We start from the raw sequence: 26,517 nt of genomic DNA, 5'->3' as shown, positions 1-26,517 counted from the left end.
CTAATGTATCTTGAAGCAGAAAATATCAAAATAGAAAATGATTTATATGATCATCAAGAGATAAGTGCTGCTTATTTGGAAAGTGAAAAAATGGCCATAAAAGCACAGAGCATACTTGATACTAATACCCGGTGGTCAGTTATATTGCGTGAATTACTAGAAATTTCTCCAGATAGTTTAATTATAGAATATTATGATGCTAGTAATGCTGAGAATTTGATTATTAAAGGAATGAGTGGCACAGTTAAAGATATAGCTCAGCTTAAAGAGAGTTTAAAAGAGAAACCTTACTATACTAATGTTTTATTAAATTTAATTGATAAACGAGTTCGGTCAGATAATGAAGTATATTATTTTGAATTAAGTGCTAGATTAACGGGGGCAAATACTAGATGAAAGATTTCGTTTATAAGAATGTAATTAGGAAGACAACTACAAGAGAAAAAGTTCTGCTGTTTGTAACTTTTATTTTAATGGTTACTATGCTTCTGTGGTTTAATATATTTTTACCCAAAATTGAAGAAAATAAAAAGCTTACGGTAGAGCTAGAAAAGCTTTTAGAAAAGAATTCGAATTTAAAAAATAAAAATATCAACTTAGATAAAATTTTAGATAATATAGAAGAAGATTACAATTATTATGATACTATTTTGCCTGATGAAAAAAATATAGAAAGAACGCTGATAGATTTAGAAGAACTTATTAAATCAAATAATGTAACAATTGAAACGATACAGATCTCATATAATAATTTTTCTGATACTGTAATTGATGATTATATAGATATCGACAGCGAAGTAGAATATGAGGAAGAATATAAGCCTGATGAATTTAATATTGACCTAAAGCTAGCCGGTAATACCCTGGATATTTTAAGCTTCACAGAAAATTTAGAGAACTTTGATAGAATACATACTATAAATTCTATAAGGTTTGAGAATAGTATGATTGGCAAGAATGAAAGATTGATTACAAATTTTAATTTGACTTTTTATTGGGATGGCATTAACAAATAAATCGAAGGTGGAGAGTAAGCTGAACAAAAAAATTTATTTTGGCAATTCAGGTTTCACTTTGTTAGAAGTCTTGGGCGTGCTTTTGATATTTAGCACTGTTTCTATGATGATTTTCCCAAACATGATAAGTGCTTTAAGCTCTTATCGCTTAGAGGCATCTGCTAAAAGACTTGCCAAAGATATTAGTACAGCTAAAATGCATGCAATTATGTTTAAAGAGTCCGTATGGATAGATTTTTATTTGACAAGCGAAGGAGTTTTTTATGAAATAAAATCTGGAACTCTTTTAGAGTCAGGAGATGAAATTGTTTCTCCTGTTCTTAAAGGCCTCAAATCTTTTCCGAAGGAAATAAAAATTACCAACCTTCCTCATGGCAATAGACTAAGCTTTAATCGCAAAGGTTATCCTAGCCAGGGTGTTACAATTAACCTTACAAATAGCAGGGGCAAGAGGTTGTATGTTATTGTAGCGGCCCGTTCAGGAAGGGTTAGGGTATCTAATTATGGCAGTATAACTTGACAATCTTTTTTTTATACTAACAGGAAATAATTACAATGATCTCGAAGAAGATAGAAAAGTGATGAATACTAGGAGAGGAGCGAGAAAAATGAAATATGAATTAACGAATTATATGGAAGTAGTTGTAAAAGACAAGCTAGAGGAATTGATTGATAAAGAAGATGTTTGTAAATGTGAACAGTGTAAAAAAGACATTATGGCTCTTGTTCTTAATGATTTGCCACCACGATATATAGTTACGCAAAAAGGAGAAGTTTACTCTAAAATTAACTCTTTATTTCTTCAGTTTTCTACAGATGTTACCAGTTCTATAATAAAAGCTATGGACAAAGTAAAGAAAAACCCCAGGCATTAATAAGTGTAAGATACATTCAAAATTTTGAGATAGGAGTGTAAGAAGTAATTGAACAAAAATCTTGTTTTAATGGGCTTTATGGGGACTGGAAAAACTGTTGTAGGTGAGAGGTTATCAAAAAAGTTAGAATTACCCCTTTATGATACTGATAACTTGATTGAACAAAAGGCAGGGAAATCGATACCAAATATATTTGATGAATATGGCGAAGTATATTTTAGAGAACTTGAAACAGAAGTTTTAAAAGAGATTATATCCTTTAGAGGTTGTGTTATTTCTACCGGCGGGGGAGTTGTACTAAAAGATAAAAATTGGGATATACTTAAAAGTAATGAAAATATGTTTTTAATATCTTTGATGGCTAAGCCTGAGACAATTTATGAGCGTCTTGAAAATGATACAGCAAGGCCACTTTTACAGGTAGAAGATCCGTATGAGAAAATATGTGAACTGTTTGATAAGCGAAAGGAATTGTATCTTAGAGCTGATATAGTATTATGGACAGATGATTTGGCTGTTGAAGAAATAGTGGAAAAGGTTATTGATAAAGTCAGTCTGTGACAAGGGGAGGGAAATTATGCACGATAAAATTTACTCTAATATTTTAGAGTTAATAGGTAACACTCCTATTGTTGAACTTAGTGGGATCAATGATTCACATGCTACTATTTATGGAAAAGTAGAAAGTTTCAACCCCTGTGGTAGTGTTAAAGATAGGATATCACTTGGTATGATTGAAGTTTTTGAAAAAGAAGGCAAAATAGATAAAGAAACTGTAATTATAGAACCAACTAGTGGAAATACAGGTATCGGGCTTGCAATGGTAGCTGCTGCAAAAGGATACAAGCTTATACTTACTATGCCTGACTCAATGAGTCTTGAAAGAAGGAATTTGCTTAAAGCTTTTGGAGCAGAGCTTATGTTAACACCAGGTAATGAAGGGATGAAAGGAGCTGTTAATAAAGCTGTAGAGTTAAATAAAAAATACTCTAACTCTATTATCCCTCAGCAGTTTGAAAACGAAGCTAACCCAAAAGTACATGCTAAAACAACGGCAAAAGAAATTTTAAATTCCACAGGCGGGGAGATAGATTTTTTTGTTTCTGGAATTGGTACAGGGGGAACTATAATAGGTGCTGGAAGAGTTTTAAAAGAAGAAAACCCAAATATCAAACTAGTTGGTGTTGAACCTGAAGCTTCTGCAGTGCTTTCGGGTAAAGAGCCTGGTCCACATAAGATACAGGGAATAGGTGCTGGTTTTGTACCGGATGTTTTTGATAAGGAACTGATTGACGAAATAATCCAGGTTTCAGATGAAAGTGCCATGGAGACTGCAAGAGAACTAGTCCGAAATGAAGGCATACTTGCTGGGACCTCTTCAGGTGCTGCCTTATATGCTGGGATAGAACTAGCTAATAGAAAAGAAAATGAAGGAAAATGTATATTAGTTATACTTCCGGACACCGGAGAGAGATATCTTTCTACTACTTTGTTTGACTTCGATGATTAGAGTGAAATTAACTTTAATATTTTGATTCTGGTGCAAAAAGTCTATTCACAATAGTATAGTGTTTTTAATTGATACATCTAGGATTCGATAGCAGTCTAAATAAGGTTTCCTAATTTAAGAACTCCTCCTGAGTTCAATTAGCTAATGACTTCCTGTCATTAGACCTTATTTCTCCTGCTATCTCATCAAGATATATTGCAATTAAAAACAAAACCTTGTTCATATGACTTTTTGCACCAGAATCAATATTAAGCTTTTTACAAAAGAAGTATATTTATAATAGACAATGAAATTGTCTATATTGTATAATAGTGGCACAATAAGTTATGATAACCAGATTTTTGGCGGATGAACTCGGCGGGAGAGACCCTAACAGAGGGCACCGAAGGAGCAAACGGTATAGAGTAATAGCTTCTATACTGTGAAACTTGCAGGTAAAAGGACCGTCGAAAGACGCAGCTCTGGAGAGTTTCCAGTTTGTAGGGAAGACCGAAGGTGTAACTCTCTCAGGTAAGAAGGACAGAGTGCAGCTATGTTTTTTGCACTTCTGTCCTTTTTTATTAAATTTTAAAGTGAAGAAAAGTTGTTAACAATAAGTATATAATAAACAGCTCTTGAATTGGGGGAATATTATGACTCTTGATCATTCGTCTCAGAAAAAAACTCCCTTTTATGATATTCATCTCTCCAAAAAGGCAAAGATAGTAGATTTTATTGGCTGGGCAATGCCTGTACAATATTCTGGGATTATAGAAGAGGTTAACTATACCAGACAAAAGGCGACAATCTTTGATGTTAGTCATATGGGAGAGATACTGGTTGAAGGAGAAGGTGCCGAGAAGTTTTTGCAAAGGGTATTAAGTAATGACATTACTAAGATCGGACTAAGTAAAGCACAGTATACTTTACTTTGCAATTATGATGGTGGGGTTATTGATGATTTGCTAGTTTATAAGTTAGCTGATAATAAATTTTGGCTGGTAGTCAATGCATCTAATAAAGACAAAGATTTTGAATGGCTGGTCAAAGAAAAAAATGAGAAAGAAGTTGAAATAAAAGATGAATCTGATTTATATGGACAAATTGCACTTCAAGGACCTAGTGCAAAAAATATATTAAAAGAACTATTAAAAGATAAGGGGGTAGGAAGGGAACTCTTAGATGATTTGGGTTATTTTGAATTTATAGGGGCAGAATTATTTAGATCTAATTCCAAGGTTATAATATCAAGGACTGGCTACACGGGTGAAGATGGATTTGAGATATATATGCCATGGGAAGAGGGAGTAGAAGCATGGATAAAGTTGGAAAAGTTAGGGGAAAAATATGACTTGAAACCGGCTGGCCTTGGAGCCAGGGATGTCCTTCGCCTTGAAGCATCACTACCGTTATATGGGCATGAGCTTTCAGAAGAGTTCTCGCCTTTGGAAGCTGGGTTAACTCCTTTTGTTAGATTAAATACTTCTTTTATTGGGAAGGAGGCATTAGAAAAACAAAAAGAAGAAGGGCTCAATAGAAAATTAATAGGTTTTGTGATGGATGGTAGGAGAGTACCACGTCAGGGTTATGAGCTGTGTCTAGATGATAATAAAGTAGGGGAAGTAACTTCTGGTTCTTTTTCTCCTACCCTTGAAAAACCAATAGGTATGGGTTATGTTACCTCGGAAGTGGCTTTAGTTGGTGGGGAAATTGAAGTGAAGATCAGGAAAAGTCACGAAAAGGCAAAAATTGTTAAAACACCTTTTTATAGGAGGGGATAATTTTGGTAAGGACTCGTCCGGATTTAAGTTATACCAAAGAGCATGAGTGGGTTAAGGTGGAAGATGGAAAAGCATATGTTGGAATAACTTATTATGCTCAGGAACAACTTGGAGATATTGTCTTTGTTGAATTACCGGAAGTAGATGATGATTTTTCAAGAGATGAAGAGGTTTGTGTGGTTGAATCTGTTAAAGCAGTAGCGGATATCTATGCTCCAATCTCAGGTACTATAGAAGAGGTTAACGAAAAACTACTAGATAATCCAGAAATAGTAAATAGCGACCCTTACGGTGAGGGATGGCTGTTTATGATGAGTATATCAGATGAAGGAGAACTAAATGACTTACTTACTGCAGAGGAGTATGAGAAAATTCTTGAAGAAGAAGGAGAGGGATAACATTGGAAAATACAAATAATAATCCTTTTCTTCCTCATACTGAAAAAGATCGAAGGGCTATGTTAGAAGAGATAGATAGAAAGTCTATTGATGAGCTTTTCGAGGATATTCCGTTATCTGTTAAATTAAATAAGGATTTAGAACTACCAGAAGCTTTGAGCGAAATGGAAGTTAAAAAGCATCTTAAAAAAATTGCAGAAAAAAACAAAAATATAGATGAATATATATCCTTTTTGGGCGGAGGAATATATGATCATTATGTTCCAAGTGTAGTTGGCCATGTACTAGGTAGAAGTGAATTTTATACTTCTTATACACCTTACCAGGCTGAAATAAGCCAGGGGATTTTGCAGAGTATGTTTGAATACCAGACTATGATAGCTGAACTGACTGGAATGGATTTGTCTAATGCTTCAATATATGACGGGGCTACAGCAACAGCTGAAGCGGCAATAAGGGCTGTTGCTATCACAAGAAATGATGAAATTATAGTTTCTAGTGCACTTAACCCTACTTACAGAGAAGTATTAAAAACTTACTTAGAAGCTCAAGGATTTACTTTGAGAACTCTACCTCAAAGTAACGGAGAAACTGATATGTCTTATTTACCTGATATGCTTAATGAAAATACAGCATGTGTTATCCTGCAGAGTCCTAATTATTTCGGAATTATAGAAGACTACAGCAAGCTTAAAGATATTTTGGGTGAATCAAAAGCACTATTTGTATCTGTAGTTGACCCTATCTCCCTTGCTTTGCTAGAACCTCCTTCAACATGGGGAGCTGATATTGTAGTAGGTGATGGTCAAAGCCTTGGTAATCCTACAAGCTTTGGTGGACCTTTACTTGGGTTTTTTGCGGCAAAAGAAAAATATATGAGAAAGATGCCCGGAAGAATGGTTGGGGAAGCAAAAGATAAAGATAGCAATACCGGTTATGTTTTGACCCTGCAGACTAGAGAACAGCATATAAGAAGAGAAAAGGCTACATCTAATATATGTTCTAATCAGGCTCTTAATGTACTAGCGGCCTGTGTATACCTGTCGGTTATGGGAAAAGAAGGTATAAAGGAAGTAGCTAATCTATCTCTACAAAAGGCTCACTATGCCAAGAGAAAACTAAAAGAACTAGATAATGTTACTATTATGTTTGACGACAAGCCCTTTTTTAAAGAATTCTTGATAAAAGTGCCAGGCAAAGCCAGTGAGGTTAGAGATGCACTTGCCCAAAAAGGTATATTTGCTGGTATAGATGTTGGGGCGTATTATGAAGAATTAGACGGTTGTTTGTTGCTAAGTGTAACAGAAAAGAGAACCAAAGAAGAGATCGATTACCTGGTTAGCTCCCTGGGGGAGGTGATAAAGTGAAGGATGTTAAGAATAATGATGTTATATTTACTAAAAGTAAAGAAGGGAAAAAAGGATATTCCTTACCTGCTCTGGATGTAGAAAATGTTGAACTTAACGAAATCATTCCAGAAGATATGATTAGAAAAGAAACTCCTAATCTGCCGGAAGTGTCTGAGGGAGAAGTTATGAGGCATTATGTGAGGCTTTCTACTAAAAATTTTGGCGTTGATTCGGGCTTTTATCCCCTTGGTTCATGCACAATGAAATATAACCCCAAAGTAAATGAAGATGTTGCTTCCCTTACAGGCTTGGTAGAACTTCATCCTTATCAGCCTGATAAAACCTGCCAGGGCGCACTAGAACTAATGTATAACCTTGAGGAGTTGTTAAAAGAGATCACAGGTATGGATAAATACACAATGCAGCCTGCTGCTGGTGCACATGGGGAGCTTACCGGCCTCTTGATGATTAGAGCTTATCTAAATGCTAAGGGTGAGAAGAGAACAAAAGTAATCTGCCCTGATTCTGCTCATGGTACTAATCCTGCAAGCGCTGCTATGGCAGGGTTTAAAGTTGTTACTGTTAAATCCAATGAAAAAGGTCTTGTTGACCTTGATGATTTAGCGAAAGTTTTAGATGATGATGTTGCATGTTTAATGCTTACAAACCCAAACACCTTGGGGCTGTTTGAATCTGAGATTCATCAGATGGCTTCAATGGTTCACGATGCAGGAGGACTTCTTTATTATGACGGGGCTAACTTGAATGCTATTATGGGTTATGCAAGGCCCGGTGATATGGGTTTTGATGTATTGCATCTTAATTTGCACAAAACATTTTCTACCCCCCATGGTGGAGGAGGGCCAGGGAGCGGCCCTGTTGGCGTAAACGATAAGCTAGCTTCGTATCTACCTTATCCTACAGTTGAAAAAAATACTGAAAAAGCTAAAGAAGAAAAGAATATAGCAAATGAAGAAGATAGCGAGTTTTATCTAAATTACGATATTCCAAGCAGTATTGGAAAAGTTCATGGATTTCACGGCAATTTCAATGTCTTAATAAAAGCATATACCTATATACGAATGATGGGTGCCAAAGGCCTAAAGCAGGTAAGTGAAGATGCTGTATTAAATGCTAACTACTTGAGGGAAAAATTAAAAGAAGACTATCTGCTTCCTCATGATGAACTCCCCTGTAAGCATGAGTTTGTTATAAGCGGAAAAAACCAGGCCAAAAATGATGTGAAAACTATGGATATTGCTAAGAGATTATTAGATTACAATGTGCATCCACCTACAATATATTTCCCTCAAATAGTTGAGGAATCGATGATGGTTGAGCCAACTGAAACAGAAAGCAAAGAAAATCTAAATAAATTCGTTGAAATAATGAAACTTATTTCAAAGGAAGCAAAAGAAGACCCGGATAAAGTTAAAAGCGCTCCAAACTCTACACCTGTAGGAAGATTAGATGAGGCTGGTGCTGCTAGAAAACCAAAAGTGACCTGGACAAAAGAAGATGAATGATCTGTTAAAAAAAGCGTGGAAGGTTAGGCTTAATAACTTTCCACGCTTGATTAAATTTGTAAAACCTAAAAAAACTCTAGCAGTTAGCCTTACCGGAAGTAAATGTGAGTTAAACTGCCCCCACTGTGAAGGCCATTATTTAAAAAACATGAAACCTCTAGACAAAGACAAAACAAACAATATAGATATTAATTATATCATAGGTAATTATGAGAGCTGTCTTATTAGCGGCGGCAGTGACAAAAATGGAAAAGTCCCTTTCTATGAAAACGAAAAACTTATAAAAGACCTCTCAAACAAAAACATAAAAACAAATCTACATCCGGGTCTAGTAAGCGAGGCTGAAGCTAAAAAAGTTAGTCTTGTAGATGTTTGTTCAGTTGATTTTATTGTTGATGAAGACATAATCAAAAATCTATACGGCTTAGAAAAAACGAAACAGGATTTTTTAGATTCATATAATTTACTAAGTAAATATGCTAAGGTGATTGTGCCTCATATTATTATTGGCCTTCCGGGTGGAGAGGCTAGAATGGAAGAAAAAAGTCTTAATGTGTTAAAAAACTTGAGAGCTGACGCTATAACCTTTATTGTTTTTACACCTACTAAAGATACCAGCTATCAAAACTGTGACCCTCCGGATCTTTCTTATGTTGGTGAGGTAATATCTCTTACAAGGATAAAATTTCCCCAGCACCCTATATTCCTTGGTTGTATGCGTCCTGGTGGAAAGTATAGAGAAGAACTTGATAAGATAGCATTTTGGGCCGGAGTAAATAAAATAGTATCTCCGACACCAGCAATAAGGAATCTAGCTGTAGAAGAAGGTTTTGAAATTAACTGGGAAAAGGAGTGCTGTTCTCTATGATCAGGGTCTCTGCAGGGACGGCATCGGTAATGGGACTAAAGAAAATAAAGCCTAAGGTAAAACCCACAACAGGTTATATAATGCTCGGTGAAAAATGTGTTAATGATTGTGCTTACTGTGCTCAGGCGAAGAGCAGTTTTGGAAGTAATGATAGACTTAGTAGAGTGATCTGGCCAAAGTGTGACCTGGATACTCTTCTTTGGGGAATTAAAGTAGGAGAAAAAAATGGTTTGAAAAGATTATGTATTCAAGAGGTGAAAAGCGAAGACATTTCTTATGATCTTGTAAAGATAATAAGAGCTATTAAGAAAAATAGTGATCTCCCTATTTCTTTTTCATCTAATGCCTGTAATTCTAATGACGTTTATAAACTTCTTTCACTTGGAATTGATAAAATCGGTGTTTCCCTTGATGTATGTGAACCTTCTAAATACTCAGAGTACAAAGGTGGCTTGCTTAATGAAAGGATTAACTTCATCATAAAAACTGCCCTTAATTATCCAGGTAAGATTAGTACTCATATTATAGTGGGACTTGGTGAAACAGATAGAGAACTTTTAAGGGTATGCAGTGAGCTACTTAAAGCTAATGTTGAAATTGGACTTTTTGCTTTTACGCCCCTTAAAGGTACCAAGTTAAACAATAAGAAACCTCCTTCAATTATTAGGTATAGAAAGATTCAAGCAGCGGTTTATTTGCTTAAAAATAACTTTGTCGACTTCGAAAGGCTAATCTTTGATAATTGCAATAAAAATGGTGAACTAGTAGGGATGAGAATTTATCCTGGGGATTTTAAAAAATATTTAGATTCAGGAAATGCATTTATGACTGCAGGGTGCAAGGATTGTAACCGCCCTTATTACAATGAAAAACCTCAGGATACTCCATATAATTACCCTAGAACTTTGACAAATGAAGAAATAGAAATAGAAGTTTCCTTTTTAATAGATAATTTATTATTTGAGGGTATTAATAGAATTAGGGATTATGAGGTTAGGGAAGATGAGATCAGGAAGGGGGGTCAAAATGAGAACCTGGCGTCTAATAATTGATGGGCCATCAAAAGGAAATTTTAACATGGCTGCTGATGAAGCCCTACTTGATTCTTTTATCGAAAAAAATTCACTACCTACTTTGCGCATATATAGTTGGGAGTCTATGTGTCTTTCTCTGGGTTATTTCCAGAATATTAACCCTCGAAGTATAGAAAAACTAAAAGAGAACAATATAGATCTTGTTCGTCGTCCTACAGGAGGCCGTGGAGTTCTTCATACTGATGAAATAACTTATTCTATTATTATTGGTGAAGAATATCCTGACGTTTCTAAAAATGTTACCACGTCATACAAACAGCTTATTAAAGGGATAGAACTTGGGTTGGAGTATTTGGGTTTATCTCCTGAGTTGATGCCTCTTTCTCAAAAATCTGCTAAAAAAGATAAAAATTCATCAGTTTGTTTTGATTCGCCTTCATGGTATGAACTTCTTATTGACGGAAAAAAAGTTGTAGGAAGTGCCCAGATGAGAAGAAAAGGGGCTATATTACAGCATGGCTCTATTAAGTTAAAATTTGATTCTAACTTAGTTAGCAGTATTTTTGGTACAAATAAAATACAAAAAGAGTATTTGAAAAAGGCTGCTTGCGGAATATTTGATTTTGATCCTTCTCTAACAAAAGAAGAGTGTGTAAGTGCAATTCTTAGAGGATTTGAGAGAGCCTTTGAAATTCAGTTAGTAAGAGAAAATTATAATGCTTTTGAGAAGGCAAGGACTAATGAACTATCAAAAAGTAAATATTCTCTAAATGAATGGAACTTTAAAAGGAGTGAGGGGGTTTTTTAATATGACACAATATGACCTGGTGATTATAGGTGGTGGACCTGCAGGTTATAGTGCAGCTTTGAGGGGAGCGGACCTGGGTGGTTCTATAGCAATAATTGAAGATAAAGCTTTGGGTGGCACATGCTTAAACAGGGGCTGTATACCTACAAAAGCTTTGTACCAAGGAGCAAAATTACTGCATGATATAAGAAAAGGTGATGATTACGGCCTATTAGTAGAAGAGCTTGAGACTGTAGACGAAGACTTTGGTCTAGATGTTAATAAGCTTATAAAATTTAAAGATAAAAATGTAAATGAGCTTGTGGATGGTATTAAAACTTTACTTAATAATAATAAGGTTGATGTAATAGATGGCAAAGGAACTTTGAGAAAAGGGAATATTATTGAAATTGAAGAAAACTCGGGTGATAATTATTCTATAAATGGAGAATCTGTAATCCTTGCCACCGGTTCTAATCCAAATGAGAAAATTATGGGGCCAGAACTATCAAGATTATGTTGGAGTGCTGACGCTCTTGTTTCTGAAGCTGAAGATTTTTGGCAAAAGGGCGGGGATGATGTAGTAATTATAGGTGGAGGCGTTATTGGTGTTGAGCTATCTTCTATTCTTTCGTTACTAGGTAAGAATGTTAAACTGATTGAGGTTGAGTCGAATCTTCTTCCGCCTCTAGATGTAGATATCAAAAAAAGGGTTAGCACTTATCTAAAAAAATTAGGCGTAGAAGTCCAAACAAATAGCGTGGTTTATAATATTGTTGAAGATGAATCAAAAATGAAGCTTCAACTCAGAAAGAAGAATAACAAAGAAATTACTATAGAAGCTGATGAAGTGATCTTGTCAGTAGGTAGAGAACCCAATTTGACGGGTATAGATGTGGAAGGGTTAGGGCTTGATCTGCGTAATAATTATATTATGACAGATTATAAAATGAAAACTAGCATTGACAACGTATATGCTGCAGGTGATATTATAACAAAGGGAAAACAGCTTGCCCACGTTGCTATGCACCAGGGAAAAATTGCAGCAGAAAATGCTCTAAACCCCTATAGTGATAGCTACTTTGATGATAGTGCTATACCAAATTGTGTATTTACTTTTCCTCAGATAGCTGAAGTTGGCCTTACTGAACAGGAATGTAAAGCAGGTGAAATACCTTATAAAGTTGGACGATTTAATTTTAGAGCAAATGCTAAGGCGATGATTATGAAAGAGGATGGTTTTGTTAAAATCATCGCTGATGAGAGGACCGATGAAGTGTTAGGCGTGCATATAGTCGGCCCGAACGCCTCTGACCTGATTCAGGAAGGAACCCTGGCAGTTAAAAACAAAATAAAAAGTAAAGAATTAACAAAAACCATTCATCCACATCCTACTCTAAGTGAAGCGATTTGGGAAGCGAGCTTGGATGCAAATGAAATAGCGCTTCATCAGGTAAAAAAGAAAAGATAAATTACAACTAAAAACAAAACATTGTTCATTTGACTTTTTGCACCAGAATCAACATTATGAAGGAAGTAAGAAAAAATTATATGATTTTGCAGTAGAATCAATAGTTCAAAGAAAGAAGGGGTTAAGTATGAAAATCTTAGTGCTGCATGGTCCAAATTTGAATCTCTTAGGTGAAAGAGAACCTGATATTTATGGGAAAATGGGATTAGACGATTTAAATGAAAAACTAAACGATGAAGCAAAAAAAATGGAAGTTTCATTGGACTGTTATCAAAGTAATTATGAGGGAGAACTAATTGAACTGATTCATAAAGTAAGAGGTGAATATGATGGGATATTAATCAATCCTGGTGCTCTAACTCATTATAGTATTGCCCTTAGGGATGCCATCGCTTCTGTTGATATTAAGGCTGTAGAAGTGCATTTGTCAAACATTTATCAAAGGGAGTCTTTTAGACACAAGTCTGTTATAGCCCCTGTTGTTTCTGGACAGGTTTCTGGGTTTGGTTATTACAGCTATATTTTAGGCTTATATGCATTAATCAATGAACTAAAATAAAAAGGAGTATGCATTAATGTATAATAAAAGAAAAGAGAAGCTAAAAGAAACTCTACAAGCAGGTGACATTGAGGCCCTCTTGGTAACTAATCCTGTTAATATCCGATATATAACTGGCTTTAGTGGCAGTAGTGGGATTGTTATAATAACGAAGGACAAGACCATGCTTTTTACTGATTTTAGATATATAGAACAAGCTAAAGAGCAAACTAAAAAATTGAATGACTTAATAGTAATAAAGCATGAAAGCCCTGCAACGAAAACACTTAAGGAATACCTGTATGATTTAAATATTAAGAACTTATCTTTTGAAAAAAAGCATTTAACTTATGAACAGTATGAAAAGTTAAAAAATGAATTTGATTTTTTAAGTTTTATTCCTCATAGTGGTGCTTTAGAACAAATTCGTCTACAAAAAGATGAGATAGAATTAAATAAAATCCGTGAAGCTTGTAAAATAGCCGATGATGCCTTCTCATACATTCTATCATTTATTAAACCAGGGAATTTGGAAAGAGATGTATCATTAGAATTAGAACACTACATGAAAAAAAATGGCGCGGATGATATTGCTTTTGATATAATTGTAGCATCTGGCAAAAGATCTTCTCTTCCTCATGGAATTGCAAGCAGTAAAGAATTCAATTTTGGTGATTTAGTAAAGATGGATTTTGGTGCAGTGTATGATGGTTATTGCTCTGATCTTAGCAGGACTATAATCTTGGGTGAAGGAAATGATAAACAGAAAGAAATCTATAATATTGTATTAAATGCTCAAAAAAATGCGCTTAATTCTATCAAACCTCAAATGATGGCTAGTGAAGCTGATGGAATTGCCAGAGAAGAGATAAACAAGGCCGGTTATGGTGAAAACTTTGGCCATGGCCTAGGACACGGCTTAGGGTTAGAAGTTCATGAATCTCCTGGCATCTCTTTTAATGGAAAAGATGTATTAAAACCCGGTATGGTATTTACCGTTGAACCGGGTATTTATCTGCCTGGCTTTGGTGGAGTAAGGATAGAGGATACAGTAATCCTTACTGATGATGGCTGCGTCCCTTTAACTAAATCAACTAAAGAACTTCTGGTATTGTGATTACATATAGAAGTAGGGTTAGAGAAGATCATTTATTCGATAGTTTGTCTGCATACTATAAGCGAGCTTTTAATTTGCGTGTTTTTGCAAATTCTTGCGAGGCGTTAGTATGCAGACAAACTATGAAAAACATAAAGGAGGTATAAAACATTGATCAGTACAAATGACTTTAAAAATGGTATGACTATAGAATATGATGGGCAAATTTTTACGATATTAGAATTTCAGCACGTTAAACCTGGAAAAGGTGCTGCTTTTGTTAGGTCTAAATTGAAAAACTTTAAAACAGGAACGATTACTGAGAAAACCTTTAGAGCCGGGGAAAAAGTGAAAAAGGCACATCTTGAGAGAAAACAAATGCAGTTTTTATACAGTGCTGATGATGATTATATTTTTATGGATATGGAAGACTTTGATCAAATGACAATTAATAAAGAACAACTTGGAGAAGGTGTCAAGTTTCTAAAAGAGAATGCAGTTATAAATGTATTATTTCATGAAGGTGAAAATATTGGAGTTGAACTTCCAACTTTTGTTGAGCTAACTATTTCTGAGACAGAACCCGGGGTAAAAGGTGACACTGTTTCTGGAAGTACAAAACCTGCCAAATTAGAAACCGGTGCTACAGTACATGTCCCATTATTTATTAATGAAGGTGATACAATAAAAGTTGATACCAGAACAGGCGAATATATTGAAAGGGTTTGATTAAGCATGGGCCATTTGGGGAAAACTATGTATTAGAGTTAACAGCATTTAATTAGGTACAAGGGGGTAACAGCGAATGAGAGATAGGATGTCTTACTTAAATGGCCTGGTTGATGGATTAGAGCTTTCCAAAAAATCTAAAGAAGGTGAAGTTATCAAAGAGATTACCATGGCATTAGAGGAGTTTGCAGAAATGTTTGAAGCCATGGATCAGGACCTAGGAGCAGTGGAACAGGACAACGAATACTTAGAGGAAAGATTGAACTTGCTGGAAAGAGATTTTTATGGTGATAATTATCCGGCTTATGATCCTGGGCTTGTTGAGATAGAATGCCCGAGATGCAGTGAAATGGTTACAGTTGAAGAAGGAATATTAGATGAGAATAGCTCACCTGAAGTGTATTGTCCTGTATGTAAAGACCTTTTTATTTTTGAAAACAATCCTTCAAGTCAATCAGGGAAGGAAGAAGTTATGAATGAAGAGTTTCAACCCAGATAAAAACATAGGACTATTGGAGTAAACTGTTGGAGTACATAAGAAATCCAAGAGGCTAATTTAGCTTCTTGGATTTTTTTTATATTAAAGCATAAATGTAGGACTAGCTTAATAGATTATAATGAGAGCCTGTCTAAATAAAGAATGTTTTAAGAGAGGAGGCCAGGCGATGAAAGAATTTGATCAAATCATAAACTTACTACCAGAGCAAATTAAAAAAAATTAAATAAACTCCCGGTAGAGAAAAAAGACAAAGCAGAGGAGATAAGGTTTAGGATAAACCGTCCTGTTTTATTAAATTTACGTGATGATGAAATAATTATAGATCAAATATGTAGACATAAAGAAATCCAAAACATAATACAAATATTAAGTAAGAATTCACTGTACGCTTTTCAAGAAGAGTTAAAACAAGGATATATTACTATACCTGGAGGTCATAGGGTGGGGATAGTCGGAGAAGTGATGGTTGAAAACGATAAAATATTAAATCAAAAAAATATCTCAGGGCTAAACTTTAGAATCTCTAGGGAGATTATAGGAGCTGGAGATAAAATTGCTCCTATAATTTTTAATTCTAAACGGGAGAGTATTGAAAATACATTGATAGTAAGCCCACCGGGAGCAGGTAAAACAACTTTGTTAAGAGATTTGACCAAGATTTTTAGTGATGGAGACAAAGATATATCACCTTGCAAAGTTAGCCTGGTGGACGAACGCTCAGAAATTGCTGGCTCGTACCTTGGGGTTCCACAAAAAAATGTTGGTATCAGAACCGACGTTTTAGATGCTTGTCCAAAAGCACAAGGTATAATTCTTGTGATCAGATCTATGTCCCCAGATTTAGTAGTGACTGATGAAATAGGAAAAGACGAGGATATAAAAGCGATAAATGAAGCTGTCAATGCAGGAGTGAAAGTTTTAGTTTCTGCTCATTCTGACAGTCTAAAATCGTTAATGAATAGAAAAGGTTTTAGAGAACTTTTAGAAACCGGTGGCATAAAAAATGTTATTTTATTAAGCCGCGAAAAAGGTCCTGGAACAATAGAAGCCACAATATCTGGCAAAGAATTTTTAAATAAAAATAAAATTTAGAGGTGGTCTTAATTGATTCAGATAGTTGGTGCTGGATGTTTGTTATTTTCAACAGTTGGTATAGGTACAAAAATAGCATGGACTTATAGGAAAAGACCCCACCAGTTACAACAATTAGAAGTACAAATACGCTCATTATCTTCAGTAATAGACTATACAGCAACACCTATACCAGAAATTTTTGAGGACCTTGCTAGTCGTTATCCAAAAGAGACAGGCAAGATATTCTCTGAAATAAGTGGATTGTTAAACGAAAGTCAAGACCCAACTATATCTTTAGAAGAAGCTTTTAAAACCTGCCTAGAGGACTTAGAACATGAACTTTCCTTAACTTCAGCAGACTGGGAAATATTAGAATCCTTGTTTTTTAATCTTGGAAAAAGCCATCGTGATGATCAAATAAAATTAATTGAACTTACTTTATATCAATTGAAAAATGCCAAAAATGAAGCAGAAGAAGATAGGAAGAAAAATGAAAAAATGTGGCGTTATCTGGGAGTTTTGGCTGGGCTTTTATTAATCGTTTTATTCTGGTGATTATAAGGGGGCTCTCTTATGAATGGGATAGATATTGATTTACTTTTTAAAATTGCTGGTGTGGGAATGATCCTTGCAGTCTTAAATCCAGTTTTAGAAATTTTGGATAGAAAGGAAGTTACTACTTATGTAAACTTAACAGGAATAATAATTGTACTATTTATGATAATTCAGCTTCTAGCAGATCTTTTTGAAACAGTTAGAGAAGTATTTGGAATTTATTAACAAGAACTGTAGACAGAGGAGAATAAAACATGAGTATCATTCAGATTGTAACCTTTGGTATAATCGCTGCTATCTTATCAGTTACTCTTAGACAGTACAACCGGGAGATGGCTCTGCTGTTATCGGTAGCTGCTGGAATAGTGATATTTTTACAAATAGTAGAGCCCCTAGTAGAGGTACTAGATATCATTGAAGAGTTAACTGTTGAAGGTGATATAGAGATGAGGTATGTTGATACTCTCTTAAGAATTATAGGGGTAGCATATATTACTGAATTTGGTGCCCAGGTTTGCAAAGATGCTGATGAAGAGACAATTGCCAAAAAAATTGAATTTGCCGGTAAAATTATTATCATGCTTCTGGCCGTACCACTAATAATAATGATACTCGAAACGGTTATGCGGCTGTTGCCTTAAAGAAAGGTGGAAGCAATATATGAAAGGCAAAACGAGTAATGTTATTGTGATATTAATTGTTATAATTACTATAATTACTGTTTTGTTTGCTATAAGCCATGAAGCTTTTGGCCAGGTGCAAGGTAATGAGGTAGAAAAAAAACATGAGCAACGGGAATTAAGTAAAGAAGACATTGATCAGGCTGAAGATGAGGCTGAAAAAGAGATAGAAAGGGAAATTCAAGAAAAACAAGATCAGATGATCGATGAGCCTGAAATGCAGGACCTAGAGAAACAATGGATGGAACTTTCCGAGGAAATGGAAGGATATATGCCTCAAATTGGTTTTGGAGATTTGCTAGATATGGTTAGAGGGGAAGATGGTGAATTTCAATTAAACAAGCTCTTCTTTGGATTAATAAACTTCTTTTTAGGGGAAATAACTGCTAATCTTAGTTTGCTTGGCAAAGTTATGGTCTTAAGTGTGATAGCTGCACTATTAGTAAATTTACAAACAGCTTTTTCTGAGCAATTTATAGGTGATTTAGCACATAAGGTTGTGTATTTACTAATTATGAGCATTGCTTTACAAAGTTTTTTTATAGCGTTAAACATAGGTAGGGAAGCAGTACAAAATATGGTAGATGTAATTTTAGCTTTGATTCCGTTGCTTTTGAGTTTAATGGCGTCAATGGGTGCTGTTACTTCTGTGGCTATATTTCATCCTATTTCGATATTTCTAATAAACACATTTAGCGCTCTTATCAGAAACGTTGTATTTCCTTTACTGGTGTTTTCAGCTGTTTTAAATATTATTAGCCATCTAAGTCCTCATTTTAAGGTAACCAGGCTTGCAGGTTTATTTAAAGATATAAGCATTGGTGCCCTTGGTTTTTTTATGACGATCTTTCTAGGGGTTATGGGACTTCAAGGAATTGGTGGAGCAGTTGTTGATGGTATTTCAATTAGAACGGCCAAATTTTTGACGGGAACCTTTATACCTGTTGTAGGTAAATCACTAGCAGATGCAGTTGAAACAGTTGTTGGAGCATCTTTAGTTCTTACAAATAGCATTACCATTGCTGGCGCTGCATTGATATTTTTCACAGCAGTATTTCCTGCACTAAAGATATTGGCACTAGTTTTTATCTACAAAATTGCTGCATCATTATTGGAACCACTAGGAGATGATTCTATCCCTGATAGTTTAAATACTATGGCAAATTGTTTAACTTTTGTTTTTGCAGGAGTTGCAATTGTCGGTTTTATGTTTTTTGTAGCTTTGGCCGTTATTATGGGAGCAGCCAATGCATCAATGATGATCAGAGGCTAGGGGTGATATAAATGTTGGATATGATAAGTGAACTTGTTGGTACGATTGTGATAATAATAGTTCTTGCAACTTTTCTTGATTTGCTACTACCAGAAGGATCAATTAAGAATTATGTAAAACTTTTTATTGGTTTGTTAATTATGTTAACTATACTAAATCCGGTGGTAAACTTAATAGACACTGAAATGGCAGCGAAACTCGACAAAGGTCCTGATTTGTTTATTGAAACAGCTTCGCCAAACGAAACTAAAGAAATTATAAAGCGAGGTGATGATATTAAAGAAAGTGAACTAGATGCAATCAGTAGAAGGTTTGAGAGCTCCCTAGAAGATGAGATATCTAATTTAGTTGGTGAATATTTTGATAAATATGATCTTTATAGTCTTAAGCCTTCATACAATGAAGAGTGGGATGAAGATTTTGGTGAGCTTCATGATCTAAAATTAATATTAACGGAAAAAAATAAGGTGGATGAAAAAGAATCAACTTTCTCGGATATTTCAATCGAAGAAGTAGAGGATATTAAAATAAAATTTGAAAATGGAGATCAAAATCAAATGGATAAAAAAAGTAAAGCAGAGGAACATGAGTCTAGTGGAGACTTTACTTATCTACCTGATGTTAAAGAAGAAGAGAAAAACAGGTTGAAAAATAGATTGGCAGATGAGTTTCACTTATCAGAAAAAGATATAAATATCAGGGTTAAAAGGAGGTAAAAATATATGAAAAATAACTTTGACAAACTAAAAATCGGTAAAATACCAATCCATTTTATTGTTTTAGGTGTTATTGGATTCTTGCTTTTGATAATTGGAAATCCTTTTTCAGTGGATGAAAAAGATGAATTAACAAGAGAAACTGAAAACGAGATGTCACAGGAAATAAGAAAGGGTGATTATATGAATAGTGAAAAAACGCGTTATAGGGAAAACTTGGAAAATAGGCTTGTTGAGATACTATCAAAAATAGAAGGTGCAGGAGAAGTTTCGGTTTTATTGCAGTTAGAAGGAGGAAAAGAGCTAGATGTAGCATATGAATCGGAAAGAGACATTACAAAGACCAAAGAAACTGATGCAGGTGGTGGAACAAGAGTAATTGAGGAAGAGATGGCAAGTGAAGAGTATAAGATGATAAGAGAAGGCGGAGAAGATAAACCTCTTGTTCTAAGGACTTTAAAGCCACAGGTTAATGGTGTGCTAATAGTAGCTGAAGGTGGAGCTAATATACAGACTCAAAAAAAATTAACTAAGGCAGTTGAAAGTCTTATGGATGTACCTTCACATAAAATAAGGATTTTGCCTCAAAATTAATATTAAATCCTAAGATTTAATCAATATTGGGAGGGGAGAGATATATCATGAAAATTATAAGTATGAAATTAAGCAAATTAATAATAATTTGTGCTGTTGTTTTAATTGGCCTGGCTTTAATCTTTAGCACCATATTGGGTATCAGTAATAGCGATGATTACTCTTTGATCAAGGAAGAAAGTGGACAAAATAGCGAAGGTAGTGAAATAATAGAGAAAAGTAATGAAAATGAGCATGAAAAAGCTGAAGAGGCTGAAAAGATAGAGTTTGATGAAATAGAGGGTTTAGACCAGGAAGTTATGGAAATATTCCCCAGGGAAGACTATGAGGATTGGGATATAGAGCATGAAGAAGAGTTTTTTGTAGAATATAGGCTTCAAAGGGATAGAATCAGAAGTGAAGAAATTGAAAAATTAAATCAATTAATGGATAATCCAGAAATAAGCCAGGAAGCTAAAGAAAGAGCAGAGAATAAGCTTCTTGAAATTTTGAATGTAATGGAAAAGGAGATGTTAATTGAAAATTTAATAAAGTCTTATGGTTTTGAGGATGCAATATTATTTTATAGGCAAGATAGTGCGACGGTGGCAGTAAAAGCTGAGAACTTAAGCGAAACTGAGGTACGTCAAATTGTTGAGCTCGTTTCTGACAAAATAGGTTTAAATTTAGACGAGGTAAAAGTTGTAGAAAATTTATAAAGGATTTTCTTTTTTTTTATTGAAGGCCTTGTTATAGCTCATTGTTGAGAATTTGCTAAAAATCTCGCAGATTAAAAGTTCAATGGGCTCACAAATTATAAATTTTTGGAATAAAATTTATTTATGTGGTAAAATAATGAATATAAATGTACTTATAATAACTAAGGAGACTTTAGTACAGTTAATTTTTTGAGGAGGGACGTTGGAATTGAGCTCTAATATGTTTGTTGAAGAAAAAGAGTACGGGGAGATCAGGATATCTGATGAAGTAGTAAAAACAATAGCCAGACTTGCAGCAGATAACGTGAAAGGTGTTTATAGTATGACAGGTAGTATATCAGAAGATGTAAATGAAAAATTAGGAAGAAAGAAATTACTTAAAGGTGTTAAAACTAAAGTTGATGCAGATAAAGCTGTTATAAGTCTAAATATAAAGATTAATTATGGATACAAAATTCCTCAGGTTTCTTATGAAATACAGGAAAGAGTAAAAAGTTCTGTTGAAAATATGACAAACCTGACAGTAGAAGCCGTTGATGTTTATATTCAAGGTATTAACTTTGTAGAATAAACGGATAAAAATTAGAAAGGGGAGTAATTTATGAATGCTTTTGATAGGATAGTTTCTTTACTAGGTGGTTTGTTGATTTTGGCAGGTGCTATATCATTATTTATCTTGGTTTCTCCTTATCAAAACTTCTTAGAGTACTACTGGACAAGCATGCTTAGTATTTTAGGTGTTTTAGAAATAGTTTTGATTGGTTTGGTTATTTTGCTAATTTCAATAAGGACACTGTGGATAGCATTTAAGAGGGAGAAGAAAGTGGACAGTGTAACAAAAGAGTTAGAACTAGGGGAAGTCAAGATTTCTTTAGATGCTATCGAAACCATGGTTAAACAAGTTGCTGAACAGACAAAAGGGGTAAAAGATATACAAACCAAAATTAGATCTCAAGAAGACGGAGTGATAATATATTTTAAAGGAAAGGTTCTACCTGATGTGATCATTCCAGAACTATCAGAAGAACTACAAAACGATATCAAAGAACATGTAGAAACTGTTTCTGGTATTGTTGTGAAAGAGGTTAAGATGCTAATAGAAAATATATCTAATGAAAAAGGAAAGTCAATTAATCCAAAAGCTAAAACCAGAAAAAAAGCAGTAACTAAAACTGAGACATCTAGAAACCTTGAAGTAGATGATGAAAAATCAAACGAAACAAAAGAAGAAGTTCTAAAAGAAACCAGTGAGAATGTAGAAAATGAATCTAATTTTATGAATGAAGACAATAACACTGACAAAGAGAATTATAAGAATCATTAATAAAAGGTGTGATAACTTTGAATAGAGATGACATATATTATTTTATCGAAAATAATTTTAGAGGAATAATAGGAGCTATAATTGGATTAATTTTTGCTCTTATTTTTGTGTTATTTGGATTTTGGAGAGGAATTTTGATAATTTTATTTGTAACAGCAGGTTATTTTATCGGGAACAATTACGATAGAAAAGATTTTTATAGATTATTAGAATATATCTTTCCACCCTGGAGTTAATTGGATAAGGAGGCATACAAATTGAGCAGGCGTTACACTAGAGAAAGTGCTATGAGAACCCTTTTTCAAATTGAAGTAGGAAAAAATAACCCTGAAGATGCACTTGGATATTTAAGAAACAAGATGGAAAATAAAGTTAGTCAGCAGGATATGGAATATTTAGAAGACATAATAAATATAACCATGGATAATCAAGATAAAATAGACGAGATTATAGATTTACATACTGAAAATTGGAGTATAGAAAGGCTATCAAAAGTTGATCTTTCTATTTTGAGACTTGCCCTGGCAGAATTACTATATGTTGAAGATATACCTTATAAAGTATCAATAAATGAAGCAGTAGAACTTGCTAAAAAATACAGTACTCATGAGTCACCCTCTTATGTTAATGGGGTGTTGGACAAAGCTTTTAAAAGTCTTCAAGGTGACAAGAAATGATTTATCTTGGGATTGATACTAGTGCGTATACAACATCTTTGGCGCTTTTTTGTGGAGATAAATTATATAAAAAAGAAAAAGTGCTAGAAGTTCAGGAAGGTCAAAAAGGGCTTCGTCAATCAGAGGCTGTTTTTCAACATCAAAAGAATTTACCTGTATTGTTTGATCATCTTATGGATTATGTAGAAAAAGAAAATAAAATTAAAGTGACAGATATTAAGGCAATTGGAGCAAGTACAGCCCCACGGCCGGTTAGAGGCTCATATATGCCTGTATTTGTTACTGGAACTTCTTATGCTAAAGTTCTTTCAAGGGTTTTGAATATAGATTTTCTGACCACTACCCATCAAGAGAATCATCTTGCATGTAGCTTTTATTACAACAATACTACTTTAGATGATTTTTTAGCTTTACATATATCTGGAGGAACTACTGAATTATTGAAGGTAAAGTTTAATAATTACAAATTTGATATTAAACTTTTAGGTGAAACTGAAGATATTTCAGCAGGTCAATACATAGATAGGGTTGGGGTAAAGCTTGGTTATAAATTTCCCTCTGGAGTTTATTTGGAAGAACTATCGAAAAAGGCAACGATGACTGAATCGGTACCAGTTGCAGTTAATGATAGCAAGGTGAGTTTTTCTGGACCCTTGTCGCATGTAGAAAGAAAACTAGAAAAGGATAATTTAACAGAAATAGAAAAAGCTAATATTGCGAGAGGGGTATTTGATAACATCTCTCAGTCTATTGAAAAGCTCATTTCAAATGTAAGATATCCAAAAAATATTAAGAATATTATCCTGGTTGGTGGTGTGATGAGTAATAAGTATATTAAAAATTATCTACAAAAAAATTTAAAAGAATATTTTAATTTGAGGACCTGTTATACCCCACCAGAACTGTCTAAAGATAATGCTTGTGGTGTAGCTTGGCTAACAAAACAAAAGTTTGAAAAACAGGTTTTTAAAAAATGAGAAGGAATTTATATCAGTGTGATAGAATAAGGTAGTTGGCAATTATAGCTTCAATATGTTAGATATAGTTAAAATTTTAACTATTTTTTAACTATTAATAAATTTAAGGAGGGATTTAATTGAGTGCAGAGTTAATTAGTGGAAAGGAAATTGGTAAGCAAATTAGGGAAGAGCTAAAAAAGGAAATCGAGCAGCTTAAGAACGAAAAAGGGATAACCCCTGGTCTTAATGTTTTATTAGTGGGGGAAGATCCAGCTTCACAAACTTATGTAGGAATGAAGGAAAAGACTGCCAATAACCTTGGGATTAAGTCAGTAGTTGAAAGAGTTCCTGCAGATATTACCCAGGAAGAAGTGCTAAGTTATGTGAAGAAATGGAACAACGATGATAGCGTACATGGTATTTTGGTACAGCTTCCACTTCCAGATCATATAGATGAGGGAGCTGTTTTGGATGCTATTTCTATCGAAAAAGACGTAGACGGATTTCATCCTGAAAACGTAGGTAACCTGGTAGTTGGACAGGATGCTTTTGTTCCGTGTACCCCTTACGGTATAATCAAGTTGCTTGAATACTCCAATGTAGATATAAATGGTAAGCATGCAGTTGTTTTGGGTAGAAGTAATATAGTTGGTAAGCCAATATCACTTCTTTTACTAGAAAGAAATGCTACTGTAACAATTTGCCATTCAAGAACTAAGAACTTAGAAGAAGTTACGAAGCAAGGGGACATATTTGTAGTTGCTGTAGGACGTCCTGAGATGGTTACTGGTGATATGATTAAGCCTGGTGCAGTTGTAATTGACGTTGGTGTTAATAGGGTAGAGGATAAGCTAGTAGGAGATGTTGAGTTTGAATCTGCCAAAAATGTTGCTGGAATGATAACACCCGTTCCTGGTGGAGTAGGACCAATGACAATTACTATGCTTATGAATAATACTTTAGAATCCGCTAAGAGACATGCTGACTAATAAACAAAGCTTTACGGTGACAGAATTGACCCGGTATGTAAGAGACATACTGGGTCAAAACTCTGTTTTAAAAGATTTATGGGTAAGAGGTGAGATCTCAAATTTTAAACACCATAGCTCAGGGCATATGTACTTTACATTAAAAGACCAGGGTTCTAGTTTGCGATGTGTGATGTTTAAAAATCGTAATCAGGCCCTGGATTTTAATCCTCAGGACGGCATGAATGTTGTGGCTAGGGGATCCGTAGGTGTATTTGAAAGAGCCGGACTCTATCAGCTTTATGTCGATGAATTAAAGCCTGATGGTATTGGAGATTTGCACCAGGCCTTTGAAAAACTAAAACAACAATTAAGAGAAGAAGGTTTATTTGATGATAGAACCAAAAAGCCACTTCCAAAATTCCCCACAAAAGTTGCCATTATAACCTCGCCAACTGGTGCAGCAGTCAGAGATATGGTTGTTACCATTACCAGAAGGTTTCCTCGAGTTGAATTGGTAATAGTTCCAGTAAGAGTTCAAGGAGACAAAGCAGCTAACGAAATATCCTATGCTTTAGAGCTTGCAGATAAAGTACTTGAGCCGGATGTTATATTGACTGGTCGTGGTGGAGGGTCTTTAGAGGAACTTTGGCCTTTTAATGAAGAAGTAGTTGCAAGAACAATTTTTAAGTGCTCTACACCTGTCATTTCATGTGTTGGTCACGAAACAGATATAACAATTTCTGACTTTGTAGCAGATGTTAGGGCTCCGACACCAACAGCAGCAGGTGAGATTATTGTACCCGATAAAGATGAAATTCAAAAAGATATACAAGAATACAAAAGTAGAATGGTAGTATCTCTAAAAAATAAAGTTGTAAAATTAAAAGATGAACTAGATGATTTAAAAGAAAGACATGTTTTAAAAGATCCACATTTTATAGTTGAAGAAAGAAGAAAAGAACTAGATTATTATTATCAGCTTTTATTACGTGAAAAATATCATTACTTTAAAGATAAAAAACAAAGACTATCATCAATGATCGATAGATTAGAAGCTTTAAGTCCGCTTGCAGTATTAAAGAGGGGATACTCTATGTGCGAAAAGGGTGATGGTAGAATAATTGAAAGTGTAAATAATATATCTATAAATGAGAAAATAAGAGTTAACTTTAAAGACGGTAAGGCAGATTGTAAGGTGGAAAACTTGTACAGTGGCGAGGAGGGGCAAGAGGAATAATGAGTGAACCTAAAGATTATAAAAATGAAGTAAATGAGGATGTAAATGAAGATAAAAATGAGGATAATTGTGAAGAATTAAGCTTTGAAAAAGCCCTTGAAAATCTTGAAAAAATTGTGAAATCTCTTGAAAGTGGTAAACTGACTCTTGATGAGTCTGTTGAGTATTTTCAAAACGGGATTAAATTAACGAAATTGTGCAGCGAAAAACTAGAAAAAGCGGAACAGAAAATTAATGTATTAACCCAGGATGAAGATGGTGAGATTAGCCTTCGTCCTTTTGATATAGAGGAGGATAATTAGA

At 34.5% G+C, this 26,517-nt stretch carries 33 protein-coding genes, 1 pseudogene and 1 riboswitch; all 34 genes and pseudogenes read left to right on the top strand.

Translation table 11 applies throughout. The annotated features are described in order from the left end of the window. Positions 1-3 precede the first annotated feature (3 nt). On the top strand, positions 4-396 hold the full coding sequence (locus ACONDI_RS07780) for a PilN domain-containing protein (RefSeq protein ID WP_241080901.1): 393 nt from the start codon (positions 4-6) through the stop codon (positions 394-396). Further along, positions 393-1,016 carry a type IV pilus inner membrane component PilO gene (locus ACONDI_RS07775; protein ID WP_241080900.1) on the top strand — a complete coding sequence of 208 codons (624 nt, stop codon included), beginning with the start codon at positions 393-395 and terminating at the stop codon, positions 1,014-1,016. Before ACONDI_RS07780 ends, ACONDI_RS07775 begins: the two co-directional genes overlap by 4 nt. After that, positions 1,000-1,536 carry a GspH/FimT family pseudopilin gene (locus tag ACONDI_RS07770; protein ID WP_277397822.1) on the top strand — a complete coding sequence of 179 codons (537 nt, stop codon included), beginning with the start codon at positions 1,000-1,002 and terminating at the stop codon, positions 1,534-1,536. Before ACONDI_RS07775 ends, ACONDI_RS07770 begins: the two co-directional genes overlap by 17 nt. 88 nt (positions 1,537-1,624) lie before the next feature. Beyond that, on the top strand, positions 1,625-1,891 hold the full coding sequence (locus ACONDI_RS07765; RefSeq protein ID WP_241080898.1) for a late competence development ComFB family protein: 267 nt from the start codon (positions 1,625-1,627) through the stop codon (positions 1,889-1,891). Positions 1,892-1,939: 48 nt separating this feature from the next. Then, entirely contained in the window at positions 1,940-2,452 is a 513-nt protein-coding gene (locus ACONDI_RS07760; RefSeq protein ID WP_241080897.1) for a shikimate kinase, read from the top strand. Between the two features lie 16 nt (positions 2,453-2,468). Continuing rightward, positions 2,469-3,401, top strand: coding sequence for a cysteine synthase A (gene cysK, locus ACONDI_RS07755; protein ID WP_241080896.1), 933 nt, complete (start codon positions 2,469-2,471; stop codon positions 3,399-3,401). A 348-nt stretch (positions 3,402-3,749) separates the two neighbouring features. Then, a riboswitch (glycine riboswitch) is annotated at positions 3,750-3,857 on the top strand. Positions 3,858-4,033: 176 nt separating this feature from the next. Next, the gene (gcvT, locus tag ACONDI_RS07750) at positions 4,034-5,161 is read left to right on the top strand and encodes a glycine cleavage system aminomethyltransferase GcvT (protein WP_241080895.1); all 1,128 of its coding nucleotides are present in this window, start codon (positions 4,034-4,036) and stop codon (positions 5,159-5,161) included. Between the two features lie 2 nt (positions 5,162-5,163). Then, positions 5,164-5,559 carry a glycine cleavage system protein GcvH gene (gene gcvH, locus ACONDI_RS07745; protein ID WP_241080894.1) on the top strand — a complete coding sequence of 132 codons (396 nt, stop codon included), beginning with the start codon at positions 5,164-5,166 and terminating at the stop codon, positions 5,557-5,559. Between the two features lie 2 nt (positions 5,560-5,561). Next, positions 5,562-6,926 (top strand): aminomethyl-transferring glycine dehydrogenase subunit GcvPA, encoded by a 1,365-nt coding sequence (gcvPA, locus tag ACONDI_RS07740; protein WP_241080893.1) that lies wholly within the window; start codon positions 5,562-5,564, stop codon positions 6,924-6,926. Beyond that, entirely contained in the window at positions 6,923-8,434 is a 1,512-nt protein-coding gene (gene gcvPB / locus ACONDI_RS07735) for an aminomethyl-transferring glycine dehydrogenase subunit GcvPB (protein WP_241080892.1), read from the top strand. Before gcvPA ends, gcvPB begins: the two co-directional genes overlap by 4 nt. Continuing rightward, complete coding sequence (locus ACONDI_RS07730) at positions 8,427-9,302, top strand: LipS1 family lipoyl synthase (protein ID WP_241080891.1); 876 nt, start codon at positions 8,427-8,429, stop codon at positions 9,300-9,302. The genes gcvPB and ACONDI_RS07730 overlap by 8 nt, the downstream gene beginning before the upstream one ends. Beyond that, positions 9,299-10,354 carry a LipS2 family lipoyl synthase gene (locus ACONDI_RS07725; RefSeq protein WP_241080890.1) on the top strand — a complete coding sequence of 352 codons (1,056 nt, stop codon included), beginning with the start codon at positions 9,299-9,301 and terminating at the stop codon, positions 10,352-10,354. Before ACONDI_RS07730 ends, ACONDI_RS07725 begins: the two co-directional genes overlap by 4 nt. Then, the gene (locus ACONDI_RS07720; RefSeq protein WP_241080889.1) at positions 10,329-11,144 is read left to right on the top strand and encodes a lipoate--protein ligase family protein; all 816 of its coding nucleotides are present in this window, start codon (positions 10,329-10,331) and stop codon (positions 11,142-11,144) included. The genes ACONDI_RS07725 and ACONDI_RS07720 overlap by 26 nt, the downstream gene beginning before the upstream one ends. A gap of 1 nt (position 11,145) precedes the next feature. After that, positions 11,146-12,594 carry a dihydrolipoyl dehydrogenase gene (lpdA, locus tag ACONDI_RS07715; RefSeq protein ID WP_241080888.1) on the top strand — a complete coding sequence of 483 codons (1,449 nt, stop codon included), beginning with the start codon at positions 11,146-11,148 and terminating at the stop codon, positions 12,592-12,594. A gap of 127 nt (positions 12,595-12,721) precedes the next feature. Continuing rightward, positions 12,722-13,153 carry a type II 3-dehydroquinate dehydratase gene (aroQ, locus tag ACONDI_RS07710; protein WP_241080887.1) on the top strand — a complete coding sequence of 144 codons (432 nt, stop codon included), beginning with the start codon at positions 12,722-12,724 and terminating at the stop codon, positions 13,151-13,153. 16 nt (positions 13,154-13,169) lie between these two features. Next, a complete protein-coding gene (locus tag ACONDI_RS07705) occupies positions 13,170-14,249 on the top strand; it encodes a M24 family metallopeptidase (RefSeq protein ID WP_241080886.1) in 1,080 nt (359 codons plus the stop codon). 150 nt (positions 14,250-14,399) lie between these two features. Next, complete coding sequence (gene efp, locus ACONDI_RS07700) at positions 14,400-14,957, top strand: elongation factor P (protein ID WP_241080885.1); 558 nt, start codon at positions 14,400-14,402, stop codon at positions 14,955-14,957. Positions 14,958-15,033: 76 nt separating this feature from the next. After that, the gene (locus tag ACONDI_RS07695; protein ID WP_241080884.1) at positions 15,034-15,456 is read left to right on the top strand and encodes a CD1247 N-terminal domain-containing protein; all 423 of its coding nucleotides are present in this window, start codon (positions 15,034-15,036) and stop codon (positions 15,454-15,456) included. A 249-nt stretch (positions 15,457-15,705) separates the two neighbouring features. Next, a pseudogene (spoIIIAA, locus tag ACONDI_RS07690) lies at positions 15,706-16,548 on the top strand (stage III sporulation protein AA); the annotation flags it as partial. A 12-nt stretch (positions 16,549-16,560) separates the two neighbouring features. After that, complete coding sequence (locus ACONDI_RS07685; protein WP_241080883.1) at positions 16,561-17,085, top strand: hypothetical protein; 525 nt, start codon at positions 16,561-16,563, stop codon at positions 17,083-17,085. Between the two features lie 18 nt (positions 17,086-17,103). After that, positions 17,104-17,310 carry a stage III sporulation protein AC gene (gene spoIIIAC, locus ACONDI_RS07680; protein WP_241080882.1) on the top strand — a complete coding sequence of 69 codons (207 nt, stop codon included), beginning with the start codon at positions 17,104-17,106 and terminating at the stop codon, positions 17,308-17,310. 29 nt (positions 17,311-17,339) lie between these two features. After that, positions 17,340-17,726, top strand: coding sequence for a stage III sporulation protein AD (gene spoIIIAD, locus ACONDI_RS07675; protein ID WP_241080881.1), 387 nt, complete (start codon positions 17,340-17,342; stop codon positions 17,724-17,726). Between the two features lie 19 nt (positions 17,727-17,745). Beyond that, complete coding sequence (gene spoIIIAE / locus ACONDI_RS07670; protein WP_241080880.1) at positions 17,746-19,038, top strand: stage III sporulation protein AE; 1,293 nt, start codon at positions 17,746-17,748, stop codon at positions 19,036-19,038. 11 nt (positions 19,039-19,049) lie between these two features. After that, positions 19,050-19,754 (top strand): stage III sporulation protein AF, encoded by a 705-nt coding sequence (gene spoIIIAF / locus ACONDI_RS07665; protein WP_241080879.1) that lies wholly within the window; start codon positions 19,050-19,052, stop codon positions 19,752-19,754. A 6-nt stretch (positions 19,755-19,760) separates the two neighbouring features. Continuing rightward, the gene (gene spoIIIAG / locus ACONDI_RS07660; protein ID WP_241080878.1) at positions 19,761-20,348 is read left to right on the top strand and encodes a stage III sporulation protein AG; all 588 of its coding nucleotides are present in this window, start codon (positions 19,761-19,763) and stop codon (positions 20,346-20,348) included. A gap of 47 nt (positions 20,349-20,395) precedes the next feature. After that, positions 20,396-21,046, top strand: a complete 651-nt coding sequence (locus ACONDI_RS07655) for a SpoIIIAH-like family protein (protein WP_241080877.1) — start codon at positions 20,396-20,398, stop codon at positions 21,044-21,046. Positions 21,047-21,254: 208 nt separating this feature from the next. Further along, positions 21,255-21,617: an Asp23/Gls24 family envelope stress response protein gene (locus ACONDI_RS07650; RefSeq protein ID WP_241080876.1), complete on the top strand. Its 363-nt coding sequence runs from the start codon at positions 21,255-21,257 to the stop codon at positions 21,615-21,617. Between the two features lie 30 nt (positions 21,618-21,647). Continuing rightward, complete coding sequence (amaP, locus tag ACONDI_RS07645; protein ID WP_241080875.1) at positions 21,648-22,370, top strand: alkaline shock response membrane anchor protein AmaP; 723 nt, start codon at positions 21,648-21,650, stop codon at positions 22,368-22,370. Positions 22,371-22,387: 17 nt separating this feature from the next. Further along, positions 22,388-22,606: a DUF2273 domain-containing protein gene (locus ACONDI_RS07640; protein ID WP_241080874.1), complete on the top strand. Its 219-nt coding sequence runs from the start codon at positions 22,388-22,390 to the stop codon at positions 22,604-22,606. Positions 22,607-22,627: 21 nt separating this feature from the next. Further along, complete coding sequence (nusB, locus tag ACONDI_RS07635; RefSeq protein ID WP_241080873.1) at positions 22,628-23,047, top strand: transcription antitermination factor NusB; 420 nt, start codon at positions 22,628-22,630, stop codon at positions 23,045-23,047. Beyond that, positions 23,044-24,024, top strand: coding sequence for a Kae1-like domain-containing protein (locus ACONDI_RS07630; RefSeq protein WP_241080872.1), 981 nt, complete (start codon positions 23,044-23,046; stop codon positions 24,022-24,024). The genes nusB and ACONDI_RS07630 overlap by 4 nt, the downstream gene beginning before the upstream one ends. Positions 24,025-24,143: 119 nt before the next feature. Continuing rightward, on the top strand, positions 24,144-24,995 hold the full coding sequence (folD, locus tag ACONDI_RS07625) for a bifunctional methylenetetrahydrofolate dehydrogenase/methenyltetrahydrofolate cyclohydrolase FolD (RefSeq protein WP_241080871.1): 852 nt from the start codon (positions 24,144-24,146) through the stop codon (positions 24,993-24,995). Beyond that, positions 24,985-26,214, top strand: coding sequence for an exodeoxyribonuclease VII large subunit (gene xseA, locus ACONDI_RS07620; RefSeq protein WP_241080870.1), 1,230 nt, complete (start codon positions 24,985-24,987; stop codon positions 26,212-26,214). Before folD ends, xseA begins: the two co-directional genes overlap by 11 nt. Beyond that, a complete protein-coding gene (xseB, locus tag ACONDI_RS07615; protein WP_241080869.1) occupies positions 26,214-26,516 on the top strand; it encodes an exodeoxyribonuclease VII small subunit in 303 nt (100 codons plus the stop codon). The genes xseA and xseB overlap by 1 nt, the downstream gene beginning before the upstream one ends. Position 26,517: the final 1 nt, after the last annotated feature.

Origin of the sequence: Natranaerofaba carboxydovora (genome assembly GCF_022539405.1) — a bacterium.
In the GTDB taxonomy this organism is placed as follows: domain Bacteria; phylum Bacillota; class Natranaerobiia; order Natranaerobiales; family Natranaerofabaceae; genus Natranaerofaba; species Natranaerofaba carboxydovora.
Note: the sequence above shows the minus strand (reverse complement) of the source record. Positions and strands in the feature narration are given on the sequence as shown.

Coding starts and splice junctions, on each gene's coding strand:
- ACONDI_RS07780 (WP_241080901.1), top strand. CDS start 4: ATGTATCTTGAAGCAGAAAATATCAAAATAGAAAATGATTTATATGAT.
- ACONDI_RS07775 (WP_241080900.1), top strand. CDS start 393: ATGAAAGATTTCGTTTATAAGAATGTAATTAGGAAGACAACTACAAGA.
- ACONDI_RS07770 (WP_277397822.1), top strand. CDS start 1,000: ATGGCATTAACAAATAAATCGAAGGTGGAGAGTAAGCTGAACAAAAAA.
- ACONDI_RS07765 (WP_241080898.1), top strand. CDS start 1,625: ATGAAATATGAATTAACGAATTATATGGAAGTAGTTGTAAAAGACAAG.
- cysK (WP_241080896.1), top strand. CDS start 2,469: ATGCACGATAAAATTTACTCTAATATTTTAGAGTTAATAGGTAACACT.
- gcvT (WP_241080895.1), top strand. CDS start 4,034: ATGACTCTTGATCATTCGTCTCAGAAAAAAACTCCCTTTTATGATATT.
- ACONDI_RS07730 (WP_241080891.1), top strand. CDS start 8,427: ATGAATGATCTGTTAAAAAAAGCGTGGAAGGTTAGGCTTAATAACTTT.
- ACONDI_RS07725 (WP_241080890.1), top strand. CDS start 9,299: ATGATCAGGGTCTCTGCAGGGACGGCATCGGTAATGGGACTAAAGAAA.
- ACONDI_RS07720 (WP_241080889.1), top strand. CDS start 10,329: ATGAGAACCTGGCGTCTAATAATTGATGGGCCATCAAAAGGAAATTTT.
- lpdA (WP_241080888.1), top strand. CDS start 11,146: ATGACACAATATGACCTGGTGATTATAGGTGGTGGACCTGCAGGTTAT.
- aroQ (WP_241080887.1), top strand. CDS start 12,722: ATGAAAATCTTAGTGCTGCATGGTCCAAATTTGAATCTCTTAGGTGAA.
- ACONDI_RS07705 (WP_241080886.1), top strand. CDS start 13,170: ATGTATAATAAAAGAAAAGAGAAGCTAAAAGAAACTCTACAAGCAGGT.
- ACONDI_RS07695 (WP_241080884.1), top strand. CDS start 15,034: ATGAGAGATAGGATGTCTTACTTAAATGGCCTGGTTGATGGATTAGAG.
- spoIIIAC (WP_241080882.1), top strand. CDS start 17,104: ATGAATGGGATAGATATTGATTTACTTTTTAAAATTGCTGGTGTGGGA.
- spoIIIAD (WP_241080881.1), top strand. CDS start 17,340: ATGAGTATCATTCAGATTGTAACCTTTGGTATAATCGCTGCTATCTTA.
- spoIIIAE (WP_241080880.1), top strand. CDS start 17,746: ATGAAAGGCAAAACGAGTAATGTTATTGTGATATTAATTGTTATAATT.
- spoIIIAF (WP_241080879.1), top strand. CDS start 19,050: ATGTTGGATATGATAAGTGAACTTGTTGGTACGATTGTGATAATAATA.
- spoIIIAG (WP_241080878.1), top strand. CDS start 19,761: ATGAAAAATAACTTTGACAAACTAAAAATCGGTAAAATACCAATCCAT.
- ACONDI_RS07655 (WP_241080877.1), top strand. CDS start 20,396: ATGAAAATTATAAGTATGAAATTAAGCAAATTAATAATAATTTGTGCT.
- amaP (WP_241080875.1), top strand. CDS start 21,648: ATGAATGCTTTTGATAGGATAGTTTCTTTACTAGGTGGTTTGTTGATT.
- ACONDI_RS07630 (WP_241080872.1), top strand. CDS start 23,044: ATGATTTATCTTGGGATTGATACTAGTGCGTATACAACATCTTTGGCG.
- xseA (WP_241080870.1), top strand. CDS start 24,985: ATGCTGACTAATAAACAAAGCTTTACGGTGACAGAATTGACCCGGTAT.
- xseB (WP_241080869.1), top strand. CDS start 26,214: ATGAGTGAACCTAAAGATTATAAAAATGAAGTAAATGAGGATGTAAAT.